11 protein-coding genes are annotated in these 20,154 nt (G+C 58.8%); 5 read left to right on the plus strand and 6 right to left on the minus strand.

The window, feature by feature from the left end:
• The first annotated feature begins 1 nt into the window (after position 1).
• A complete protein-coding gene (locus tag NTD89_RS21605; RefSeq protein WP_262209626.1) occupies positions 2-4,669 on the plus strand; it encodes a hypothetical protein in 4,668 nt (1,555 codons plus the stop codon).
• 53 nt (positions 4,670-4,722) lie between these two features.
• Here NTD89_RS21605 and NTD89_RS21610 read toward each other — a convergent pair whose 3' ends face one another.
• The 5 genes from NTD89_RS21610 to NTD89_RS21630 all read right to left on the minus strand — a co-directional run bounded on the left by NTD89_RS21610 (position 4,723) and on the right by NTD89_RS21630 (position 11,290).
• The gene (locus NTD89_RS21610) at positions 4,723-5,100 is read right to left on the minus strand and encodes a response regulator (protein ID WP_003217591.1); all 378 of its coding nucleotides are present in this window, start codon (positions 5,098-5,100) and stop codon (positions 4,723-4,725) included.
• Between the two features lie 78 nt (positions 5,101-5,178).
• Positions 5,179-6,372 carry a hybrid sensor histidine kinase/response regulator gene (locus tag NTD89_RS21615; protein ID WP_106579185.1) on the minus strand — a complete coding sequence of 398 codons (1,194 nt, stop codon included), beginning with the start codon at positions 6,370-6,372 and terminating at the stop codon, positions 5,179-5,181.
• On the minus strand, positions 6,366-6,965 hold the full coding sequence (locus tag NTD89_RS21620) for a chemotaxis protein CheB (protein WP_145160831.1): 600 nt from the start codon (positions 6,963-6,965) through the stop codon (positions 6,366-6,368). The genes NTD89_RS21615 and NTD89_RS21620 overlap by 7 nt, the downstream gene beginning before the upstream one ends.
• The gene (locus NTD89_RS21625; RefSeq protein ID WP_242196566.1) at positions 6,962-7,792 is read right to left on the minus strand and encodes a CheR family methyltransferase; all 831 of its coding nucleotides are present in this window, start codon (positions 7,790-7,792) and stop codon (positions 6,962-6,964) included. The genes NTD89_RS21620 and NTD89_RS21625 overlap by 4 nt, the downstream gene beginning before the upstream one ends.
• Positions 7,793-11,290: a response regulator gene (locus NTD89_RS21630; protein WP_262209629.1), complete on the minus strand. Its 3,498-nt coding sequence runs from the start codon at positions 11,288-11,290 to the stop codon at positions 7,793-7,795.
• A 276-nt stretch (positions 11,291-11,566) separates the two neighbouring features.
• Here NTD89_RS21630 and NTD89_RS21635 point away from each other — a divergent pair, with 276 nt between their 5' ends.
• The 4 genes from NTD89_RS21635 to NTD89_RS21650 all read left to right on the plus strand — a co-directional run bounded on the left by NTD89_RS21635 (position 11,567) and on the right by NTD89_RS21650 (position 19,514).
• The gene (locus NTD89_RS21635) at positions 11,567-15,694 is read left to right on the plus strand and encodes a hypothetical protein (protein WP_262209631.1); all 4,128 of its coding nucleotides are present in this window, start codon (positions 11,567-11,569) and stop codon (positions 15,692-15,694) included.
• Positions 15,695-15,909: 215 nt separating this feature from the next.
• Positions 15,910-16,275 carry a response regulator gene (locus NTD89_RS21640; RefSeq protein WP_145160837.1) on the plus strand — a complete coding sequence of 122 codons (366 nt, stop codon included), beginning with the start codon at positions 15,910-15,912 and terminating at the stop codon, positions 16,273-16,275.
• Positions 16,276-16,601: 326 nt separating this feature from the next.
• Positions 16,602-18,002: a DUF1254 domain-containing protein gene (locus NTD89_RS21645; protein WP_262209633.1), complete on the plus strand. Its 1,401-nt coding sequence runs from the start codon at positions 16,602-16,604 to the stop codon at positions 18,000-18,002.
• A gap of 180 nt (positions 18,003-18,182) precedes the next feature.
• Positions 18,183-19,514 carry a J domain-containing protein gene (locus tag NTD89_RS21650; protein ID WP_262209634.1) on the plus strand — a complete coding sequence of 444 codons (1,332 nt, stop codon included), beginning with the start codon at positions 18,183-18,185 and terminating at the stop codon, positions 19,512-19,514.
• Between the two features lie 109 nt (positions 19,515-19,623).
• Here the strand turns inward: NTD89_RS21650 and NTD89_RS21655 are convergent, their stop codons facing one another.
• Entirely contained in the window at positions 19,624-20,118 is a 495-nt protein-coding gene (locus tag NTD89_RS21655) for a hypothetical protein (RefSeq protein WP_262209635.1), read from the minus strand.
• Positions 20,119-20,154 lie beyond the last annotated feature (36 nt).

Raw genomic sequence — 20,154 nt, forward strand, 5'->3', positions numbered from 1 at the left:
CATGATCGCTTCGCGCAACGTTAATCCCCTGCATCAATGGCCGCTGACTGCCGCACCCGAGCCCCCCACAATACGCCGGCCACGCTTGGCGGATCGGCAGAGCAACCCGGCGGCGCCGCACGCAGCCGACCGTACGCAAGTCGAAGGCGACAGTGAGCTGGCAGGGTATCTGGCGCAAACGCTGCGCACCGCGGCAAGTACCGGACGACTGGGCGACATCGACCACCTTCCGCCCTCCTCTGCCTTCGGCCAATGGTGGTCACACCTGCACGATTTGATGAAGAGCCCGCACTTTGTCAGTTGGGCAAAGCGTCAGCAGATTGATCTTTCAAAGCCTATCGAGATCAATCCCCGAGACAACCTCATCAGCGCGTTCGTTAGCGGTCAGCGCAAACCCTTTTCAGGCTTTGAGCATGGCCATCTCTGGACCTCGATGATGGCGCCGATCATGCGGGCGGCAAAAGCCCTGACGTCAGACTCTGGCTATATTCTCAGCCCCTCAAGTAGCACATCGGCGCCTTACCGGGCGGTCGCGGACTTTTATGGCGAAGCCATCACCGGGCAAACCCGGGAATCCGCTGAAGCCCGTGCAGCACAGCTCGAAGCGGCTAAAGCGTTCACCCCTTCCCGGTCCAGGCCAGAACGCTCTGCGCAGGTGCTGCAGCACGAACGCGCCAAGCTGGCCAATGCCCATGACCACAGCAAGGTGGCCTTGAAACTGATCGCGATCATTCAGGAAATCGACGATTTATCCGAACAGTGGCTATACCGCACCACCAAAGATCCCCTGGACAGCTTGTACCTGCCACCCGCGTATGTTCAAAACCGGATTGAGCAACTTATCCGCGACAAAATGAGCAGCACCCACATCACCTTGCATGCCGATTCGCCCATCAGGTTGTTGCAGGCGGCCCCCACGGTCAGCCTGGACACACACCTCAGCGACAACGGCTGGGACAGGCCCCGCAGCCGGGACGAACTGTTCAACCTGGGACGGTTACTGACAACACCAGCCCTTTCCCAGCTTCCAGACGGCAATCTCGGCGGAGCCTTGTCCTGGCCAACGCCATTGAGTGATGACGATTGCCACAACCTGAGAAATTCCCTGCGCCAGAACACGCTGGGGCTCAATGGTCTGCAAGATTATGACGAGGGCACCGGTGCACTCGGTTACCTGACGCGCAACCAGCGTTTTGCCCCGTCCGAACTGCATGACCCGCGGCGGTTTATTCAAAGTCTTCTCGCTACGCCTGATGCCCAGGCGCTGGGGCTGGCGCTGCAGGAAAAATTCAATGGCGTCTCGACCCCGCAGAGCCTTAACGACTGGACGCTGGCAGCCCTTGGCGCGACCCTGGATAAAGAATCCGAGGCAGCAAACACCGGGGCGCCAGCCAGAACCGGCGTCGCCGGTTTTGATATGGCCGGTCATCAACATTGGGGCCAGCATCCTTCAACGGTGGTTGCGGGGCTGGTCACACACTTGGTTTCCACGGGCCGTGCCAGCGCCGAGTTAGCACCCGTTGCGGCCCATCTGTTGCTGTCACGCCGAGCCCCTGCTTTTTTGGTCAACGACATTCCCGACAAGGTGACGTGTGGCTCACACACCTGGGTCAGCTTCAGCACGGCGGTAGCGCGCCTTGAGCGCCAGGCGCCCGGTTCAACGGCGCGTATGACCTTTGCGCAGGTCATGCAGCGAGCCGATCTGGCACCTGTTACCGACCAGGACCGGCAGGTTGAACGCAGGGCGCAGCGCGATGCACTCAAAGATTGGGGGGTTGCCCAAGGCTTGATCGCGCTGAACACCCTGGATGACTACACCGACGAGCAGATCAACCGCGTCTCTGGCGCCTACAGCGCGCGAATTTCAGCATTGGGCCAAGCCTCACAAGCCCACTCGACCGCAATGCCCGAGCGCAGGGAGATGGCGCTGAAGGAACTCGAGCGTGTGTATGGTGACCTGCCCTTCGAGAAAAAATGCATCACCCCACTTAATCAAAGTCGCGACTTCCCCGGCCCGTACTCGGTGCTGGACCTTTACCTGCACGGGCAACTCGAGGCAACGGCATGGACGTCATCGTCCGGTGAGGTCGACACACGCACGATTGCGGGCCATGTGAACAAGCTTTCCGACATCAATGCTCTGTTCAACACTGAACTTCAGCGCTACTTCCACGCGGCAGAACAGGCGACGAGCACGCACGTCAAACACCTGATCGCCACACTGCCTCTGGAAGATAGAAAAGCCATCGAGTACGGGAAAGTGACCCTGCTCACCGAGCACAGCATCACTCATACCGCCTTCAGCCAGAGCCGTGTCGAAACCAAAGTGCCCAATAGCCTGCTGCTCAAAACAGAGCTCGACGGCGTCGTCACTGTTTATGAAGTCAATGTAAGGGACAACAGCATCCGCCGGCGCGAGGAGCTCAAAGACCACCCGATCGGGCGCCAGACCACTGAAGCTGATAAGTGGCGCTATTCGAAAATGCTGCTGGAGGTTAAACCTTCCGGCCGTTACTCGGCGCATGTCGCTGAGGAAAACCATCGAGCGGGCACACCCGACAGCTTTGCCAGCGAAAGGACCCGCTACATTGCCGACGCCCTGGTGCAGGACCTGAACATTCGTGCGCTGGAGACTGAGGCGCGGGGTGTGACGACGTTTGACACCCAGGTGCCGTTCTACAAAAAAGCCCGCGAATTCATGCTGAACCTGATTCCCCTGCGCTCGGCAATCCAGAATTTTCGAGCCGGCGCCGTGGGTGACGGCATCCTTGACTTGGCGTTCGACGCCTTCGGGTTCGTCGTGGGCCTAGGCGTTGCAGCCAAAGGCGCCAGGGCCCTGCAAGCAGGTACCAGCGCGGCGGCCAGGCTGGCCCAGGGCGTGAAGATCGTGGGCCGTGCTGCACTGGGCGCACTCAACCCGCTGGATGGCGTGGGCAGCCTGGTTTCCCGTACCGCGCGTGGGGTGCAAAAAGGCGGGCTGCATGCCTACAACACACTGCGCGGCAGTGCCGACAGTTACAGTCTGATCCATGCAAGTCGACATTTTGAGGCCAGCGCAGTCGGCACCTTCAAACTGGGTGGCGCCATCGCTGAAGGGCCGGCAGTGCTTCAACGTGGCAAGTGGTTTGCCTTCGATACGCTGAGTGGCCAGCCGTACGGCAAGGCTCTGGAGGATTTTCAACCCTCGATCAGGGCCAGCGGGGAATTACACGAGGCTCAGCAGACGGCCGGTGCAAGCGCCTGGCCCGCTTGGGTTGAACAACAGAAAAACGGTGCAGACAGCGTGCAGTTCAACCATGGATATACCCAGGTCGACCCGCTGACGATCAGCGGCTATCACGTCGGGATGAAATCCGCCGAAGTGATGGCGCTTGCGCGCGCGCCTGACCGTACACCGGCCGAGGTCGGCGCGCTGGTACGCCAGCGCGAGCGTTTGGCGGTGCAGCACAGCTTCAGCGGGGTCAATGCGTTTTACCAGCACATCAGCGTGGGCGGCGGCACGTTCACCCCTGTTCCTCAACTGTTCTATCTCAGCCAGACCACCCCGCTCAGCAAAGGCCAGTGTGCGGCAATGTCGCGCGTCATGGCGACGGCCATGGAGCAAGGCAAGCACACCCGTTTCGCCGCCAATTTGTTCAGCGCTGCGGCCAACCCCACCGCCGCCGAGTCCAGGCAGTTCGTGGCGAACCTGACGCACATTCAAAAGCAACTGGATACACCCACGCAGTTTCATGCCGGTGCGCCCGTCCGCAAAATGGGCTATGCCCAACTGATGGATGAAATTGCTGACGCCAGCGCCCCCAAGATCATGATGATCGGCACCGCCGACCACGCGATGATGATCGGCACGCAGGGCGAAGGCGTCGTGAAGCGGTTTTTTTATTACGACCCCAACTACGGCCTCGCCGAGTTTGCGAGCGCTGGCGCCATGAAGAAGAGCCTGGGCAAGCTATTTACCGACAAACACCTGCCGTTGCCCTACAAAACCGCGGGCAGCGACCCGACCAGGCTGGAGTTCAACGTCAGCACTCACAGTAATGCGTGGAAAAAAACCAACCATATTGCTGACGCACATGTTCAGTCGCTGCTCGACGACGCCCTGGGCGCGAAGCCTTCAGTCGCTGATGCGGCTGTGCAACCACCGCTCAAACCCAATAGCGCCAGTAAGCCCGCCGTGCAAAACGTTGAAGTGTTCATGGCCGAGGCGAAAACCCTCAATGACCCCACCAGCATCCTCAGCACCAACGGGCTCGGTGACTGTTCGGCACTGGTGGTGCTGAGCGATCTGCACAATGGGGTTTACCGCAAACGCACCTTGGTGCACTTGAACGGCAGCAATCTGGAGGCGCCTGTGGGGTCTGAGCACAATGCCTTCGCCCTGCTCCAGCAGTTGAACAGCGCCTTGGAGAATGGCGGCAAGGTCATTTTTGTCGGCGGCACGGCAACCCGCTCACCGCTGATGGTCGGCAGGGTCATAGGCCAAGTCGATAGCAACGGTAACAAACCGTTGTTATCGATCCTGCAAAAGAACGATGTGTCCGTGACCTATGCCAGCTCCGTCGGGGTAGAAGTCTATCCCGATGGCAATTTCAAGCTGCGCGATGATGAGGGGGCGGGCGTCTTTGACCGCTCAAAGATCAACGAAATTCTGGACTGGGCGCGCGACTGAAGCCGGTGAATGCTGCCGGGGACGGTGATACGCGCCCCTGGCACAACCCGTACTCAAGCCAACAATCGCTGGATATGCTCCTGCAGCGTATCCAGATCAAACGGCTTGGCCAGGATCGGCGCGTTGCGCGTGATCGGGCTGTTGCAGTCGAGGATTTCCTGCGGATAACCGCTGATAAAGATCACTTTCAATTCCGGTCGCAATTTGATCGCCGGTTCAGCGATCTGCACCCCGGAAATCCCGCCCGGCAGGCGGTAGTCCGTGACCATCAGGTCCAGGTGCGGCTTGGTCGCGAGGATTTCGAAGGCTTGCTCCCCATCAATTGCCTTCAGTACTCGATACCCCAGCCCGGCCAGGTATTCACCCAGCACGAACATAATCGATTCGTCGTCCTCGACGATCAGAACAACATCTTGTGCATCTTCACTCATGGGAAGCCTTTGTCCGGTCAATTGCTGCAGTTACGACCATTGGGTCACGCAGAGGTTGCGTCGAGCTGACGATAGATTTCACGCCGGTGTCTCAAGGGGCAGGCACACCCGAAACAAGGCGCCCTCGCCTATCTGGCTTTCTACCTCGATGGTGCCCCCGTGGGCGGCCACGATCTGCTCGGAAATAAACAGCCCCAGGCCCAGGCCAGCCGCCACATGGCTGGCAGAAACGCGCTCGAACTGCTGAAAAATTCGCTTTTGGTTGTCTGCGCTGATGCCGATCCCGTGATCACGCACCTCGACCCTTGCCTCACTATGCTCGGTATACACCCGTACTTCCACCGGGCTTTTGGCCCCGTAGCGCAGCGCATTGGTCAGCAGGTTGGAAATCACCTGCTCGATGCGGAACTCGTCCCAGTTGCCTTCTACCGGCCCTTGAACCTCCAGGTGCATCGACGACTCGGCGGCGGCCACTTGCGGCGCGAAGTTTTCCACCAGGTTGTGCACCAACTGGGTCAGGTCAAAGCGCGCCGGGCGAATCGACAGCTTGCCGGTGCGGATGCGTGACACATCGAGCATGTCTTCGATCAGCCGAATCAGGCTTTTGATCTGCCGCTCATCGCGATCGACCATGGCGTGCATCTTGTCCAGGGTGAACGCGGCGGCGTTGTCCCGGGCCAGGTGCATTTTGCGCAGTTGGGTCTCCAGGATCAGCCCGTTGAGCGGCGTACGCACCTCATGGGCGACGATCGACATGAAGTCGTCACGCATGCGCACCGCCTGCTCCAGCTCGGCCTGGGTGGCCTGCAGGCGGGTCAGCAAGAGTTCCTGCTCACGGCGGCTGCGTTCCAGCGCTTCGACCTGCAGCTTCATCGCCTTGCTCTGGCGGTACAGGTCGACGAACACGTTGACCTTGCTCTTGACCGCATGGATGTCCAGCGGCTTGTGCAGGAAGTCGACGGCGCCGCTTTCATAGCCCTTGAAGGCATAGTTGAGTTCACGGCCGGCGGCACTGACGAACACAATCGGGATGTTTTTGGTCTTTTCGGTGCCGCGCATCAGTTCGGCCAGCTCGAAACCATTCATGCCGGGCATCTGCACGTCGAGAATCGCCATGGCGAACTCGTGCTCCAGCAACAGTGACAAGGCCTCGTCGGCGCTCAATGCCTTGTAGACCTGGCGATCCTCACGCTTGATCAGCGCTTCGAGGGCCAGCAGGTTTTCCGGCAGATCGTCGACGATCAGCAGTTTGGCCTGGACGGTACTTAACATGGGGAAGATTCCAGCAAAGCCAGCAACGAGCCAATTTGGCTCAGAGTAAGAATATAGTCAGGTGTGTGCAGGGCCAGGGCCGCCAGCGGCATCACGGCGATGCGTGCATCCTTGGGGTCTTGTACAACGGTCGTCCCGCCAGAGCGCTTGACGTGCGCCAGCCCGCGGGCACCGTCCTGGTTGGCGCCGGTCAACAAAATGGCCAGCAGGCTTTCGCCGTAGGCATCGGCGGCTGACGCAAACAGATAATCAATGGAGGGCCGCGAATGGTGTACGCGGTCTTCCTGGCTCAGGGACAGGCTGCGGTCATGCTCCACCGAGAGGTGATAACCGGGCCCGGCGAAATACAAGGTGCCCGCCTCGATCACTTCTTTGTCACGCGCTTCACGCACCGGGATTCGCAGGCGCCGGGCAAAGACTTCCGCCAACTGGCTGCGGCGTTCGTCCGGCAGGTGCAGCACGGCGACGATCGGCAAGCCAAAGCCCTGGGGCAATCCGCCAAAAATAGTCAGCAACGCCTCGACGCCGCCAGCAGAAGCGCCGACGACGATGGCTTCAATCCCGACAATCGGGTTGGCTGCAACGTCGGTCATGATTTGCGGTAGATCCGTTCCTGCTTGACCAGGGGGTCGAACTGTTTGCTGTAGGCGGAAAAATCCAGGGTTTCCTTGCTGCCCAGCACCAGGAAGCCGCGATGACACAGCGACTCGTGGAACAGTCCAAACGCTCGATCCTGCAATTTTTTATTGAAGTAAATCAGTACGTTACGGCACGAAATTAATTGAGTTTCTGAGAATACACTATCGGTCGCCAGGCTGTGGTCGGCGAAGGTCACGTTCTCACGCAGGGATTTGTCGAAGATCGCGTAATCGTAGGCCGCGGTGTAGTAGTCGGCAAATGAACGCTGTCCGCCGGCCTGCTGATAATTGGCGGTGTAGGCGCGCACGTTCTCCAGGGAAAAAATACCTTGCTTGGCTTTGTCCAGCGACGCCGGGTTGATGTCCGTGGCGTAAATGATCGTGCGCTCCAGCAACCCCTCCTCACGCAGCAGGATCGCCATGGAGTACACCTCCTCGCCCGTGCTGCAGCCGGCAATCCAGACCTTGATCGACGGGTAGGTTTTGAGCAGCGGCACCACTTCGCGGCGGATCGCCAGGAAGTGCGACGGGTCGCGAAACATCTCGCTCACCGGGATCGTCAGGAACTGCAGCAACTGCATGAACGCTGACGGGTCGTGCAGTACGCGCTCCTGCAACGCCGAGATCGTGGCGCAATCGAACTGGCGCAAAGCATGGGCCACGCGCCGTTTGACCGACGCACCGGAATAGTCGCGAAAGTCGTAGCTGTACTTGAGGTAAATCGCCTCAATCAACAGGCGCAGCTCAATATCGCTGCTTTTATCCAAAAAACGTTGCTCCACTTAAATACGTTCCATCTTCGGTAGCCAGACGCGAATCAGCGAGAACAGGCGGTCCAGGTCAATCGGCTTGGCCAGGTAATCGTTGGAGCCCGCCGCGAGGCAGCGTTCCTGATCGTCCTTCATGGCCTTGGCCGTGACCGCAATGATCGGCAGCTTTTTCCAGCGCGGATCCTGGCGAATCAAGGCGGTTGCCTCGTAACCGTCCATCTCCGGCATCATCACGTCCATCAGCACCAGGTCGATGTCGTCAACTTCATTGAGTTTGTCGATGGCTTCACGGCCATTACGCCCGATCACCACCACCGCACCTTTGTGCTCCAGGGCGCTGGTCAGGGCGAAGATGTTACGCACATCGTCGTCCACCAACAGGATTTTGCGGCCCTCGAAGACCTTGTCGCGGCTGCGGGCGGTCTTGAGCATCTTCTGGCGGTCATGGGACAGCTGGGATTCGACTTTGTGCAGAAAGAGTGTCACTTCATCCAGAAGGCGCTCGGGTGAGCGCGCGCCCTTGATGATGATCGAGCGCGAATACTTGCGCAGCTCGGCCTCTTCATCGCGGGTCAGGTTGCGTCCGGTGTAGACAATCACCGGCGGGAACGAGCAGATGTCCTCGGTGGCCATGCGCTTGAGCAGCTCGTTGCCGAGCATGTCCGGCAGCTTGAGGTCGATGATCATGCAGTCGTAGACATTGGTGCGCAGCAGGTCCAGGGCGGCCTGGGCGTAACCGACGTCGGTGATTTCAATGTCATCGTCGCCGATCAGGCGGGCAATGCTGTCACGCTGTAAATCGTCGTCTTCCACCAGCAGCACGCGCTTGACCTTTTGCGTCAGCTTGGCCTCCAGGCGTGCAAACACGTCCTTGAGCTCTTCGCGGGTGGTGGGCTTGACGGCATAACCGATCGCGCCCATGTGCATGGCGGCTTCGACGCGGTCTTCGACGGAGATCACATGCACCGGAATGTGGCGGGTACTGGCGTGTTCTTTCAGACGTTGCAGCACGGTCAGCCCGGAATGGTCAGGCAGGCGCATGTCGAGCAGGATCGCGTCGGGGATGAATTCCTCGGCCAGGCTGTAGCCTTCGTCCGCACCGTGCGCCACCAGGCAGTTGTAGCCCAGCTCGTGGGCCAGGTCGAACAGGATACGCGCGAAATTCGGTTCGTCTTCCACCACCAGAATGCATCGGGTGGTGAACGGCGCTTTGTCACGGTCATCGGCAAACCGCGGGATCTGTTTGACGTCAGCCACTGGCAGTGGTGAGACCGCCACGGGCTTGGGCGCAGGGGCCGCCACGGCCTGGCGTGGTTGCTCGACAGGCGCAGCGCCCTCCTCGCGTTCGACGTACTGCTCTGGCAACACCAGGGTGAACACACTGCCCTTGCCCGGCTCACTGCTCACGCTGATATAGCCGCCGAGCAGCGTTGCCAGGTCACGGGAGATCGACAAGCCCAGCCCGGTGCCGCCGTAACGGCGGTTGGTGGTGCCATCTGCCTGGCGGAACGCTTCGAAAATGCTTTCCTGCTGGTCCGGGGCGATGCCGATGCCGGAGTCGCGCACCGTAAAGGCAATGCCCTCGCCCGGCGCGCGGGACACCGACAGGCTGACTTCGCCCTGCTCGGTGAACTTGACCGCGTTGGACAGCAGGTTCTTGAGGATCTGCTCCAAACGCTGGCGGTCGGTGAACATCAGCGTCGGCGCATCGGCCTGAACCTCCACCTGGAAACCCAGCTTGCGGTCGGCGGCCAGCGGCTCGAACATGCCGCGCAAGCCGTCCACCAGGCGTACAACGCTGGAGTTTTCCGGGCGCACTTCGAGTTTGCCGGCTTCCACCTTGGAAATATCCAGGATGTCGTTGATCAGGTTGAGCAAGTCATTGCCCGCCGAATAGATCGACTCGGCAAATTTGACCTGCTCGGCGCTGAGGTTGTCCTGCGGGTTTTCCGCCAACAGTTTGGCCAGAATCAACGAACTGTTCAGCGGCGTGCGCAGCTCGTGGGACATGTTGGCGAGGAACTCGGATTTGTACTTGCTGGAGCGCTGCAGTTCTTCGGCGCGGTCTTCGAGTTCAAGCTGGGCCTGGTTCAGCTCGACGTTCTTGCGGTCCATGGCGTCGCGCTGCTCAGCCAGGGTTTGCGTCTGCTCGGCCAACTGCTCGTTGGTCTGCTCAAGTTCGGCCTGCTGGGTTTCCAGGTGGGCCTGGGATTCCTTGAGAATGCGCGACTGTTCTTCGAGTTCTTCGTTGGCGGTCTTGAGCTCTTCCTGCTGCACCTGCAGCTCTTCGTTGAGCTGCTGGGTCTCGGCCAGCACTTCCTGCAGGCGCTGGCGATAACGCGCAGCTTCGATGGAGGTGCCGATATTGCCGGCAATCAGCTCCAGCAGTTCGACGTCACGCTCTTCCAGTGGGCGCAGGAAACCCAGTTCGATCACGCCGTTGACACGGTCATCGTCGCTGGTCGGCATCACCAGCACGCTGCGGGTGGCCCCTTCGCCCAGGCCGGAACTGACCTTGAAGTAGTCCACCGGCACATCGTCCAGGCGAATCAGGCGATCGAGCTGGGCGGCCTGCCCAACGATGCCTTCGTCGCTGTAGATCGACTGCTCCTGCTGTTCCTGTTCGCGGGAGAAACCATACGTGGCCACACGCTTGAGGCCACCGTGTTCTTCACGCACATACAGCGCGGCGACCGCGGAGCCCATGTACTGGGCAAAAAACTGCAGGATGTTACGGCCCAGCATGTTCAGGCTGAGTTGCCCCAGCACTTGTTCGGCCAATTCGGTCTGGCCGTTGCGCAGCCAGGCTTGTTGTTCCAGGCGTCGCGCAATCGTCTGTTGTGACGCGAGGTTTGCGCTGTAACTGTCTGATAGAGCGATTAAATTTTTGCGACCCACATAGGCAAGGAAGCCGCTCAGACCGAGCACAAAGACCAGGTACAACGTGACGCTGACAATCGTAGTACGGGTGACGTCCTGGTTGCGGGTCACACGGAACTGCTGCTCCATGTCCACCGCGTTCGCGTATTCCTGGCGAATCGCGTCGGTCAGGCTCTTGCCACGGCCGGCCTTGACCGCGGCGCGGTAGTCACCGCTCTGGCGCTGCAGGTCAACCATCGATTGGGCGTATTTGTTCCATTCGACCTGCATGGCCTCAAGACGCTTGAGGCGATCCACCTGTTGCGGGTTATCCGCCACCAGCTCCTGCAAATTGCGCAAATCGCCAATGATCCGCGGCTTTGCGACTTCATACGGGTCCAGGAAATGCTCGTCGCCGGTGATCAGGAAGCCGCGCAGCCCGGTTTCCAGGTCCACTGTCAGCTTCGAAGACTCATTGAGGTTGTTGATGACCCGGTCGGTGTGCTCTACCCACTGGATCACCGACAACAAGTAGCTGATCAGCACGACGAAAAACACCGCGCTGACCACGCCCACGCTCAAAGGTAGGGCCACGTTTCGGCTCAGGAGTTTACGAAAGCTCTTTTCATCGACAGACGACGCGGGAGTCATGGGCATGCCTTGGCCAGGAACGGAAAAACTGGGAGTTTGCCCGAATATCGACGGCCAAGGCTATGTTTCTGCATTGATTTGAGCTGACTTCCTACGCTCTAGATGTGAATTTCCAACGGATTCTGTCCGAATTCATCATTTCATTTACACAAATAAATACAGGTACGTGGCGCCGTTCTGGAACGAAATTTCCTCGTTTCAGCACTCAGGTGTGCGCCTCAGGAACACGGAAGATCTTTTGGGAAGGCGTCTTTTTAACCCAGCAAGGTAAACCAGATGACCAACACGAATGCAGTACAGCAAACCTTCAGGCCACAGTTGGCGCCGATGGCCAAAGCGCCTATACCGGCTGCGCTGAACGCCGCGCACGGCGCCGCGAACGATGACGTAACGCTGCTCGCCGAATATATCGCTGGCCTGCAAAACAAGTTGAAAGGCGTCGATGAAAAGATCGAGGTGCCAAAAAACACGCTGTTGGGGCAGTGGTTGACCCTCTATCACACCCAGCTTGAGCGTCCGGTTGTACAGGAGTGGATGCGCCAGCAGCACATCGATCCCGCCACCGTCAGCATCGTTGCCAGCACAGGCGTGTTGCATGCCACGGTCGATGGCGTAGCCAGAAGATTTACCCTGAGCGACACCCCAGGCTGGAAAGCTATCGCCGAGCCAATATTGGCAGCGGCGCGCGTTATAACGCCCACGCCGGAAACCCCGTTGCACCTGTCGTTCGAGAATGGCGTTCTGAAGGTGCCTCTGGCGGTTGTCGGCGATTTTTATGGCCAACCGCGCATCGACGATGACGAGGTTCAGACAGAACGTGAAATTAAGATATTGATCGCCACCAAGCGCTTGCGCCCTATCTCTGCAGGCGACCCGTTGCGACCTGCCGCGACCCGCTCTGCGCAGGCCCTTGCAGATCAACGTTTAAGTGCTGAAACGTTTTATGCCGCCAAACCCCAGGACAGCAGCGCCACAGCCACCAGGGTACAGACCAAAACGGTAAAACACCTCATAGCAGACAAGGCAGACCTTTACGATTTGGCCGTCAAGCTCCGGTACGCGGCCACCCAGGGTGATGGCCAGCCTGCTACCCCCGCCCAGATCGAATACAGTTTGAACAACGAACGGTTAGTCCCTTTCGTAGGGTCGTCATATGCCATGGCGCAAGGCCCGGCGCCAACATTGGCAGTAGCGTTGAACGACCTCGGCATTGCTCTTCCGCGGACCATGGAAGAGCTCAATGCGTTGGCGAACACATTGGAGCAGCGGTCGCTATTGAGCCCGCTGGGCAATCTGGGTGGCGCACTGTCCTGGCCAATCCCGATGTCGCAAGCCGATCAACAAAAAATGTTGGATTTCCTCTACAGCGCCGAGCCTGGTGCGCCGGGCGGGGCATTGTCACCTGACAGCCAGGCGACGCTCGGTTACTTGATCAGAGGCAGTGCATTGACGGCGAGCGATCTGCAGGACCCGGAAAAGGCCCTGCAAAAACTGCTCGACACGCCCAGGGCCCAGGCGTTGGGTGAAACCCTGCAAACGCAGATGAAAGGCGCCTCCTCTGACACCAGTATCTACGACTATCTATTGACCGCGCTCAACCTTGGAATGGATCCCAAGTCCTCTGTTTCGCGCGAACGCAACGTAGTGGGCGAATTTGACCTTTCGGACTCACAGCATTGGGGTCATACACCCTCCTCGGTCATTGAAAGCCTTGGCGAGCATCTTGTCGCCACCCAAAAAGCAACGGTAGATACCGCTAAGCTCGCCACTCACCTGTTGCTAGGCCATACGGCACCGCAGTTTCTGATTAAAGATATTCCCGAGAACCTGACCGTCGGCAGCCAGGCGTGGGCTTTCCTGTCGATTGCAGCGGCAACTATAGAAGCCGAGCGACCTGGCGCTGTGAGGCACATGACGTTCGCCGAGGTCATGCTGGAGTACAACGCCTCCAAAGGCCGATCGCCCGCCACTGAATACGCCCAAAGTACCGCGCTGGTCGATTGGGCCGTCGCCAACGGTGTGATCGCAAAAAGTGCTGACGACAACTACACCCCGGCCCAACTTGACAGCATAAAAGCCAGCTTCAACCAACAACTGGAAGAACGACTCTCCGGTTCCAAAATGCTCTACGAAGCAATCCCTACACGAAAAGAAATTGCGCTGGCCCAATTAAAGGAACGCTTTGGGGATCTTGGTCCGGTATTCGAAAAGAAAGTACTGGGTACTGATAGTTATCGAGGCGCCGCAGGCCAAACTGGGTTGGTCGGCCAACATTCGATGTTGGATATCGCCATGATGGACATGCCGAATCCGCGTCCTTGGACGTCAGACGACCCCAGCATCCCATTGGAGCAGCTGAATGCCACCCCGATAGTGGGTGTGCAGAAAGCCTTCGAGGAGCAGTTCACCAAAGCCATCTGGAATAAAAAGACCGGGATTAACGCGACGATCAGGCACATGATCGCGCAGCTTCCACTCGAAGACAGACAAAACCTGGAGTTTGGAAAAGTCACTGTATTTGAAGAGAGTTCACATCGGCTGGGCACGGGTTTTTTACCCAATAACACAGAGCACCAAAAACAACCGGGGCTGTTACTCCGAACAGAACTGAATGGTAAGTCTCAAGCCTACGAAATCAATTTAAATGACAGCACGATCAAACAGATCAATCTGAGCCGGGCAAAAACCAAGGTGTCGAGAGCAGCCAACCTGGTGTCTGAGACTAAGGAAATCACGTTCAACCACCACGTGCATGACTTGGGTACCGAACGTGGCGTGCTGGCGGCACCTATGGATAGCTTTAACAGCATTCGATCCAACTTGATTGCCAGCGCATTTGTCGAGCACCTCGAACTTGATGACCCCAGCATCAAAGAAGAAGCCCGCGGGCAAACCACCCTGGATGAGTTACAAGGCGGTCCCAAGCCACTTGACGAATTTTTATTAAATCTGATCCCGTTCAGATCAGCCATTGTCAATTTCAATAGCGGCAACTACGGTGAGGCAGCCCAAGACCTCACAATGGATATATTCGGCTTTCTCACTGCCGGCGCTGCAGTCGCAGGCAAGCTGATCAAGATCGGTCGCTCAGCGCTGTCCATTGGTTCCAAGGTACTGAAGGGCACCCGAGTCATCGGCGCCGAAGCCATTTCCCTACTTAACCCTTTCAGTGGCTTGAATGAACTGGCGGCGCAGGGAGGCAAACTGCTTCTGAAAGGCGGACGTTACGCACTGGACAAAAGTCTTGAAGCCGTTAACAAACTCAAAGGGGCTACCGGCAACTATGACTTGCTTAAAGCCGCGAGTAAAAGTCAGGGTATAACAGCAACGGGCACCTACAAGTTTTTAGAGCAAAGGGTGGACGTGGGTGCGACCCTGCAAAACAATAAATGGTATGCACTTGACCCCCTCAGCCAGAAACCCTTTGGGCAACCGCTGCTCGACTTCAAACCCGTCACTGTTGCTGGGAATGGTGAGATAAACCACAACTTTCTTAACTGGTTGTCCACGTGGGTGGCGCCAACCCCCCGGACCCCTAATCTTCGCGAAGCGTTTAAGAGGACCATAGAGGACGTCAAGCTTAACGATATCGCTGGTTACAACCGTGGCTACGCAAACCCAAAGGGCCAAACCATAGACGGCTACGACCCCTCCATGAACGTGCTTGACCTTAAAGAGTTGGCCATCCTCCCCCGCCGAACCCCCGAAGAGACAGGCGCACTGGCCAAACTGATAGAAGATCTGCAGACCAAAAACAGTCTTGAGTACGCCAGGATATTTAGCGAAGAAATAACAAAGGCAGGCGGTAAAGCCACCGGTATGCCGCAAAACTTCTACCTGGCTTCAAACGACCTTACTTCATCAGGAGAATGTGCTGCGTTGGCTAACACCATGGCGTTGGCTATTCAGTATGGTAAAGAGCGTGTACTGATCGATAATTTCTTCAAAGCCAGCTTAAATTCCATCGACCCCACCATTGCTGGTTTCCGCCGACAACTGAACAGCATGCACCAAGTGCTTAGCGTGAACTTTCACGGCACCAAACCGGTCTCCCGGCTAGCGTACACCGACATTATTACTGACCTCAGTAATAGACCGACATCAACCACCTTCAAGATCAGCACCCAAAATCACGGGCTTCTGGCGGGCGTCATTGTCAATAACAACCAGAAGGAATGGTTTTTCTTTGATCCCAACTTCGGCCTGGCGAAGTTCCCGGACGAAGCCTCAATGCGCCGGGGTCTGGACGCTACCTTGAATAGCGGCTGGAGCGCCGGCACGCTTAAACCGGTCGCCATTAACCGCGGCATTCCGGAGTACGACGTCAGCACCTTCAATGACTTCGACTTTCTGGCGACGGTTCCTTACAACAACCCGTTCGCACTGTTCAATACAGCGCTCTGACCCGCAGGTGACTCACTGGCGTGAATGGCACTGTTGAACGGTGCCATTCACGCATCACGTCATCCCCCGTGCCACGGACTTGCACGCGACATTTGCGCCCATTCCCTTCACAATGCCTGCACCTACGGAACTTGCCGAGATTGACGCGACTCATTAGAGAATGGTCTTTCAACCGCTAAAGACCTGCCCATTTCATTTTTTCGGGAATTTTGATTATGTCCGCCACCCCCTCCACCCTCCTTGTAGTCGAAGACGACGCCATCGTGCGCATGCTGATCGTCGATGTACTCGAAGAATTGGAGTTCACAGTAATCGAAGCGGCGGACGCTGAAGAAGCTTTGAAGGTGGTCGAAAACACCGCTCAGGTGATCGACCTGATGATGACCGATGTTGGCCTGCCCGATATGGACGGTAAACAACTGGCCGCCAAGGTGCGTGAGCTACGCCCTGACCTGCCAATCCTGTTCGCCAGCGGCTATGCCGAAAGCATTGATGTGCCGTCTGGCATGCAGGTGATTGGCAAACCCTTCTCGATCGATCAATTGCGCGACAAAGTCAAATCAATGCTGCCCCACGCCTAGTCCCTTATCTGCCTCAAGCTGCCTGATACGGGGGCCCTTGAGGCCTCAGCGTCTTTCGTCTTCCCTTGGCACTCCAGCGCTCATTTAACTGAGCCACTCGCGCGTCAGGGATTTGCTGCTAGCTTCAATCGATATCATCCGTGAAGGCCCGAGCGCGTCATCGTCAACACCTGTGTCGAACCGCAACAGACAGGGGCGTGCCAAGGCGATGATTGGCCTCAGTTGACCTGGTTTGCAGGGATTAACGTGACGTTCGGGAAATAAAACTGGAAACTCGTCGCCTTCAACTCCCGTCAGTCAAAAGAACTCTGGAAGGACGCAACAACATGATTGGAAAACCGACGCGCCTGCTGTTGGCGAGCCTCTCGATATTCATGAGCACCGGCGCCTGGGCTGACTTCACGGCAACCCCCGCCGAAGCGCGGGCGATTGCCAAGGAAGCCTACCTGTATGGCTACCCGGTCGTGGCAATGTACAAGACGCTCTACACCCAGGCCGTCGATAAAGGCGGGGCCAATTTCAAGGCGCCGTTCAACCATATCGGCAATACCGCGCAGGTGTTCACCCCCAAGGACACGGCGTTCGCCACACCGAACTCGGACACGCCCTACTCCTTCGTCTGGATGGACCTGCGCAAAGAGCCGTTAGTGTTGACCCTGCCCAAGATCGAAGACAACCGTTACTACTCGGTGCAGTTGATCGACCTCTATACGCAGAACATCGCCTACCTGGGCACCCGCAGCACCGGCAACAACGGCGGCCACTACATGATCGCCGGCCCGGACTGGAAAGGTCAGCAGCCGGTTGACGTGGACCGCGTGGTGTACAGCGAAAGCAATATCGCCTACGCCCTGTACCGCACGCAGCTGTTTGATGAAAAGGACTTGAACAAGGTCAAGCAGATCCAGAACGGCTACAAAGTGCAGCCCCTGAGCAGCTACGTGAAACAGCCTGCGCCGGCTGCGGTGCCGAAGGTTGAATGGCCCAAGCCGATGGCCACGATGACCGAAGGCCCGCAGCTGTTTCGTTACCTGAATTTCATGTTGGCCTTCGCGGCCCCTCAGGACAGCGAAAAAGACCTGCTGGCGCGCTTCGCCAAGATCGGCATCGCCCCGGGTGCGCCGTTCAAGGTCAAGGACTTGACCGCAGAACAGCGCAAAGCCCTGGAAGACGGGATTGCCGACGGCCGCGCAGAATTCGCCGCCTTCAAGAAAGACAAAATCGACACCCACCAAGTGACCAGCGGCGACCTGTTCGGCAGCCGCGACCGCCTGAAAAACAACTACCTGTACCGCTACGCCGGTGCGGACCTGGGAATTTTCGGCAACTCCCCCGATGAGGCCATTTACCTGAGCTACTTCGTCGACAGCGAAGGCAAACCGGCCAATGGCGCACGTCACAGCTACACCGTGCACTTTGACAAGGACCAACTGCCGCCCGCCGAAGCGTTCTGGTCGCTGACCATGTACGACGCCAAGACCAAGCTGCTGGCGCCCAACCTCAAGAAGCGCTACCTGATCAATTCGCGGATGTTGCCCAACCTCAAACTGGACGCCGACGGCGGCCTGACCCTGGCGTTGCAGCACCACGAGCCACCGAAAGCCGAACAGAACAACTGGCTACCGGCACCGCCCGGCCCGTTTTACGCAGTGCTGCGCATCTACCTGCCCAAGCCTGAAGCGAGTAACGGCCAATGGAAATTGCCACCGCTGACGCCGCTCAAATAATCCTCGGCTAACAGCAACGTGCCCGTTCGCCCCCGGTTTGCGACCGGGCACGCACCTTCCGGGTCTTCCAAGCGCTTGCGCCAAGCACTCCAGCAAGACCGCGCCCTCCCTCACTCCCACTGGTTCAGCGGACACGAAACCGGGTAAGGTGCGCGCCTTATTTATGGAGTTGTACCGCACATGACTTGCTGGGATGTCCTCGGCCTATCCCCGAATGCCGATAGCCGCACGATCAAACGCCAATACGCCACCCTGCTGAAGAAAACCCGACCGGATGATGATCCGCAAGGCTTTCAACGCCTGCGTGAAGCGTACGAACACGCGTTGAGTTGGCAACAATGGGCGCAGGAAGACGGCAGCGCCGAGCTGGCAGTGGTAACCGTGCCGACGGCCTTGGCCGATGACACCTTGCAGGCGCACTACAGGCTGGCGATGGCCGCGGGTGCCGGGCGGGAATTTGAAGTGGCGCTGCTTAAACGCTGCCTCTGCGACGAGGAGCTCAGCGAAGATGATCGGCGTTGGGCGTTTGACACCTTCCAGTGGCTCACCGCCTGGCAACGCCTGGAATTGCCGCAAGAGCTGATCGAGGCCTTGGTCAACCAACGCAAGCAGGCTTTGCAACACACGCTGGCCTTGGCCATGGCCGAGCGTGACGAAGCGGCTTTTCTCGCGGCTTATGCCGCGCGCGTTGATCAGCCCTGGCTCCAGCAACCCGCGCATGCCCAGTGGGTTCACCACATGCTGGCAACGCTGTTGACCGAAAGCCAGTTCTGGTCTCCCGCCGTGTTTGAGGCCGTGCGCACCGGCCAGGGATGGCACGGCAGCAACCACGCCTGCCCCGCAGACCAATGGCAACACTTGATGCGGCGCCAGCAAGGCCCGGTATTCATAGCCCACCAGCACGCGTTGGCGGCCACAGCACCCAACACCCCACAGCAACGCGCCGCGCGCTTATTGCTGGCGCCGATGTCTCTGGGCCAGCGGCGTGCATTCGCCCAGCGCCTGAGTGAACAAGACTGGGACGCGTGCCGAACCCTGGCCGCGACCCTCAAAGCCGACCATCCCGACGTGGCACGGGCCCTGCCAGGCGGCACGCCGTATTTCTGGCAGGATTGGGAAACCGCCTTCGACACCTTGCCGCTGTTGCACGCGATTGTGCTGGGCTGCCTCGTCGGAGCGCTGTTCCAGTCGCCCTGGCAAGCGGGCGCATTAGTGGACGCTGCGGGCGACGCATTGGCCTGGTCGATGGCCTACATGGCCGTTGGCGCACTGGCCTGGCAGGTGTGGCGCCCGTTGGCGCATTGGCTGCGCGTGCTGGATGAACGTCTTGGTGCGAAACTGCCGCGCTGGTTGAGCCCCACCCGCCTGCCATTATTGCCGGTGCGCGACCTGATTCCGGGTGCGGCCATGAGCATTGCCATCAGCGCTCGGTTCGGGCCCGTCGCCGGCCTGACACTGGTGGCGGTCCTGGCTGCCGTCGGCGCGTACAAGCGCCAGGCACGCGTGCGTTGACCGAGACACACGGCTTGCCTACCAGCGTCAGCTCAACTGAGCAACGGGCTGTGCTGCAAGCGCGTTTGGCCAGGATTGCGCCGGGGCACCCGGCGCTGAGCGAGCCCACTCAAGCGCGATCGCGCGGGATCAGGCTCTGCAACTGCGACGCCAGGAAATTAGCGTCGAAGGCAAACGTGTCCGGGTCCTTCAGGCCGTTGGTTTTTTTCCACAGCCAGTCGTTTTTATCAGCCGGCAGCACCAGCGATACGCTGCCGTGCCGGGCGGCGGTCAAGCCCATCACCGACACGGCAATCGAGCCGCCCGCCCCCATCACGTCCGGCACGAACTCCACGGTTTTGCCGGTGATGTGCACCGTCAGTTTCTCTGTTTTGAAGGTTGACGTTTCAACCGGCAGGCTCGGGCCACTGGCGACATAGGCCTCACGATGGACTTCCAGCAGGCCAGTGGTCTTGACGGGTTCCAGCCATTGCTCGATCTGCCCGAACAGCTCACCGAGCTTTTGTGCCCAGCGCGCGGACTGCAGGTCGAATTGCTGTTTTTTGTGCGCTTCGCTGTCGGCGTAATGACGAAGCATCTCGCCCAATTGCTGTACATCGTCCATTGCGGATTTCCTTGGGTGGGCCAGGTTGCGAACGGT

This window comes from Pseudomonas sp. 14P_5.3_Bac1, from assembly GCF_025466135.1.
In the GTDB taxonomy this organism is placed as follows: domain Bacteria; phylum Pseudomonadota; class Gammaproteobacteria; order Pseudomonadales; family Pseudomonadaceae; genus Aquipseudomonas.

What these genes read in the sequence shown, in the direction of transcription:
- NTD89_RS21605 (WP_262209626.1), top strand. Translation starts at nt 2, where the DNA reads ATGATCGCTTCGCGCAACGTTAATCCCCTGCATCAATGGCCGCTGACT.
- NTD89_RS21610 (WP_003217591.1), bottom strand. Translation starts at nt 5,100, where the DNA reads ATGAGTGAAGATGCACAAGATGTTGTTCTGATCGTCGAGGACGACGAA.
- NTD89_RS21615 (WP_106579185.1), bottom strand. Translation starts at nt 6,372, where the DNA reads ATGTTAAGTACCGTCCAGGCCAAACTGCTGATCGTCGACGATCTGCCG.
- NTD89_RS21620 (WP_145160831.1), bottom strand. Translation starts at nt 6,965, where the DNA reads ATGACCGACGTTGCAGCCAACCCGATTGTCGGGATTGAAGCCATCGTC.
- NTD89_RS21630 (WP_262209629.1), bottom strand. Translation starts at nt 11,290, where the DNA reads ATGACTCCCGCGTCGTCTGTCGATGAAAAGAGCTTTCGTAAACTCCTG.
- NTD89_RS21635 (WP_262209631.1), top strand. Translation starts at nt 11,567, where the DNA reads ATGACCAACACGAATGCAGTACAGCAAACCTTCAGGCCACAGTTGGCG.
- NTD89_RS21640 (WP_145160837.1), top strand. Translation starts at nt 15,910, where the DNA reads ATGTCCGCCACCCCCTCCACCCTCCTTGTAGTCGAAGACGACGCCATC.
- NTD89_RS21645 (WP_262209633.1), top strand. Translation starts at nt 16,602, where the DNA reads ATGATTGGAAAACCGACGCGCCTGCTGTTGGCGAGCCTCTCGATATTC.
- NTD89_RS21650 (WP_262209634.1), top strand. Translation starts at nt 18,183, where the DNA reads ATGACTTGCTGGGATGTCCTCGGCCTATCCCCGAATGCCGATAGCCGC.
- NTD89_RS21655 (WP_262209635.1), bottom strand. Translation starts at nt 20,118, where the DNA reads ATGGACGATGTACAGCAATTGGGCGAGATGCTTCGTCATTACGCCGAC.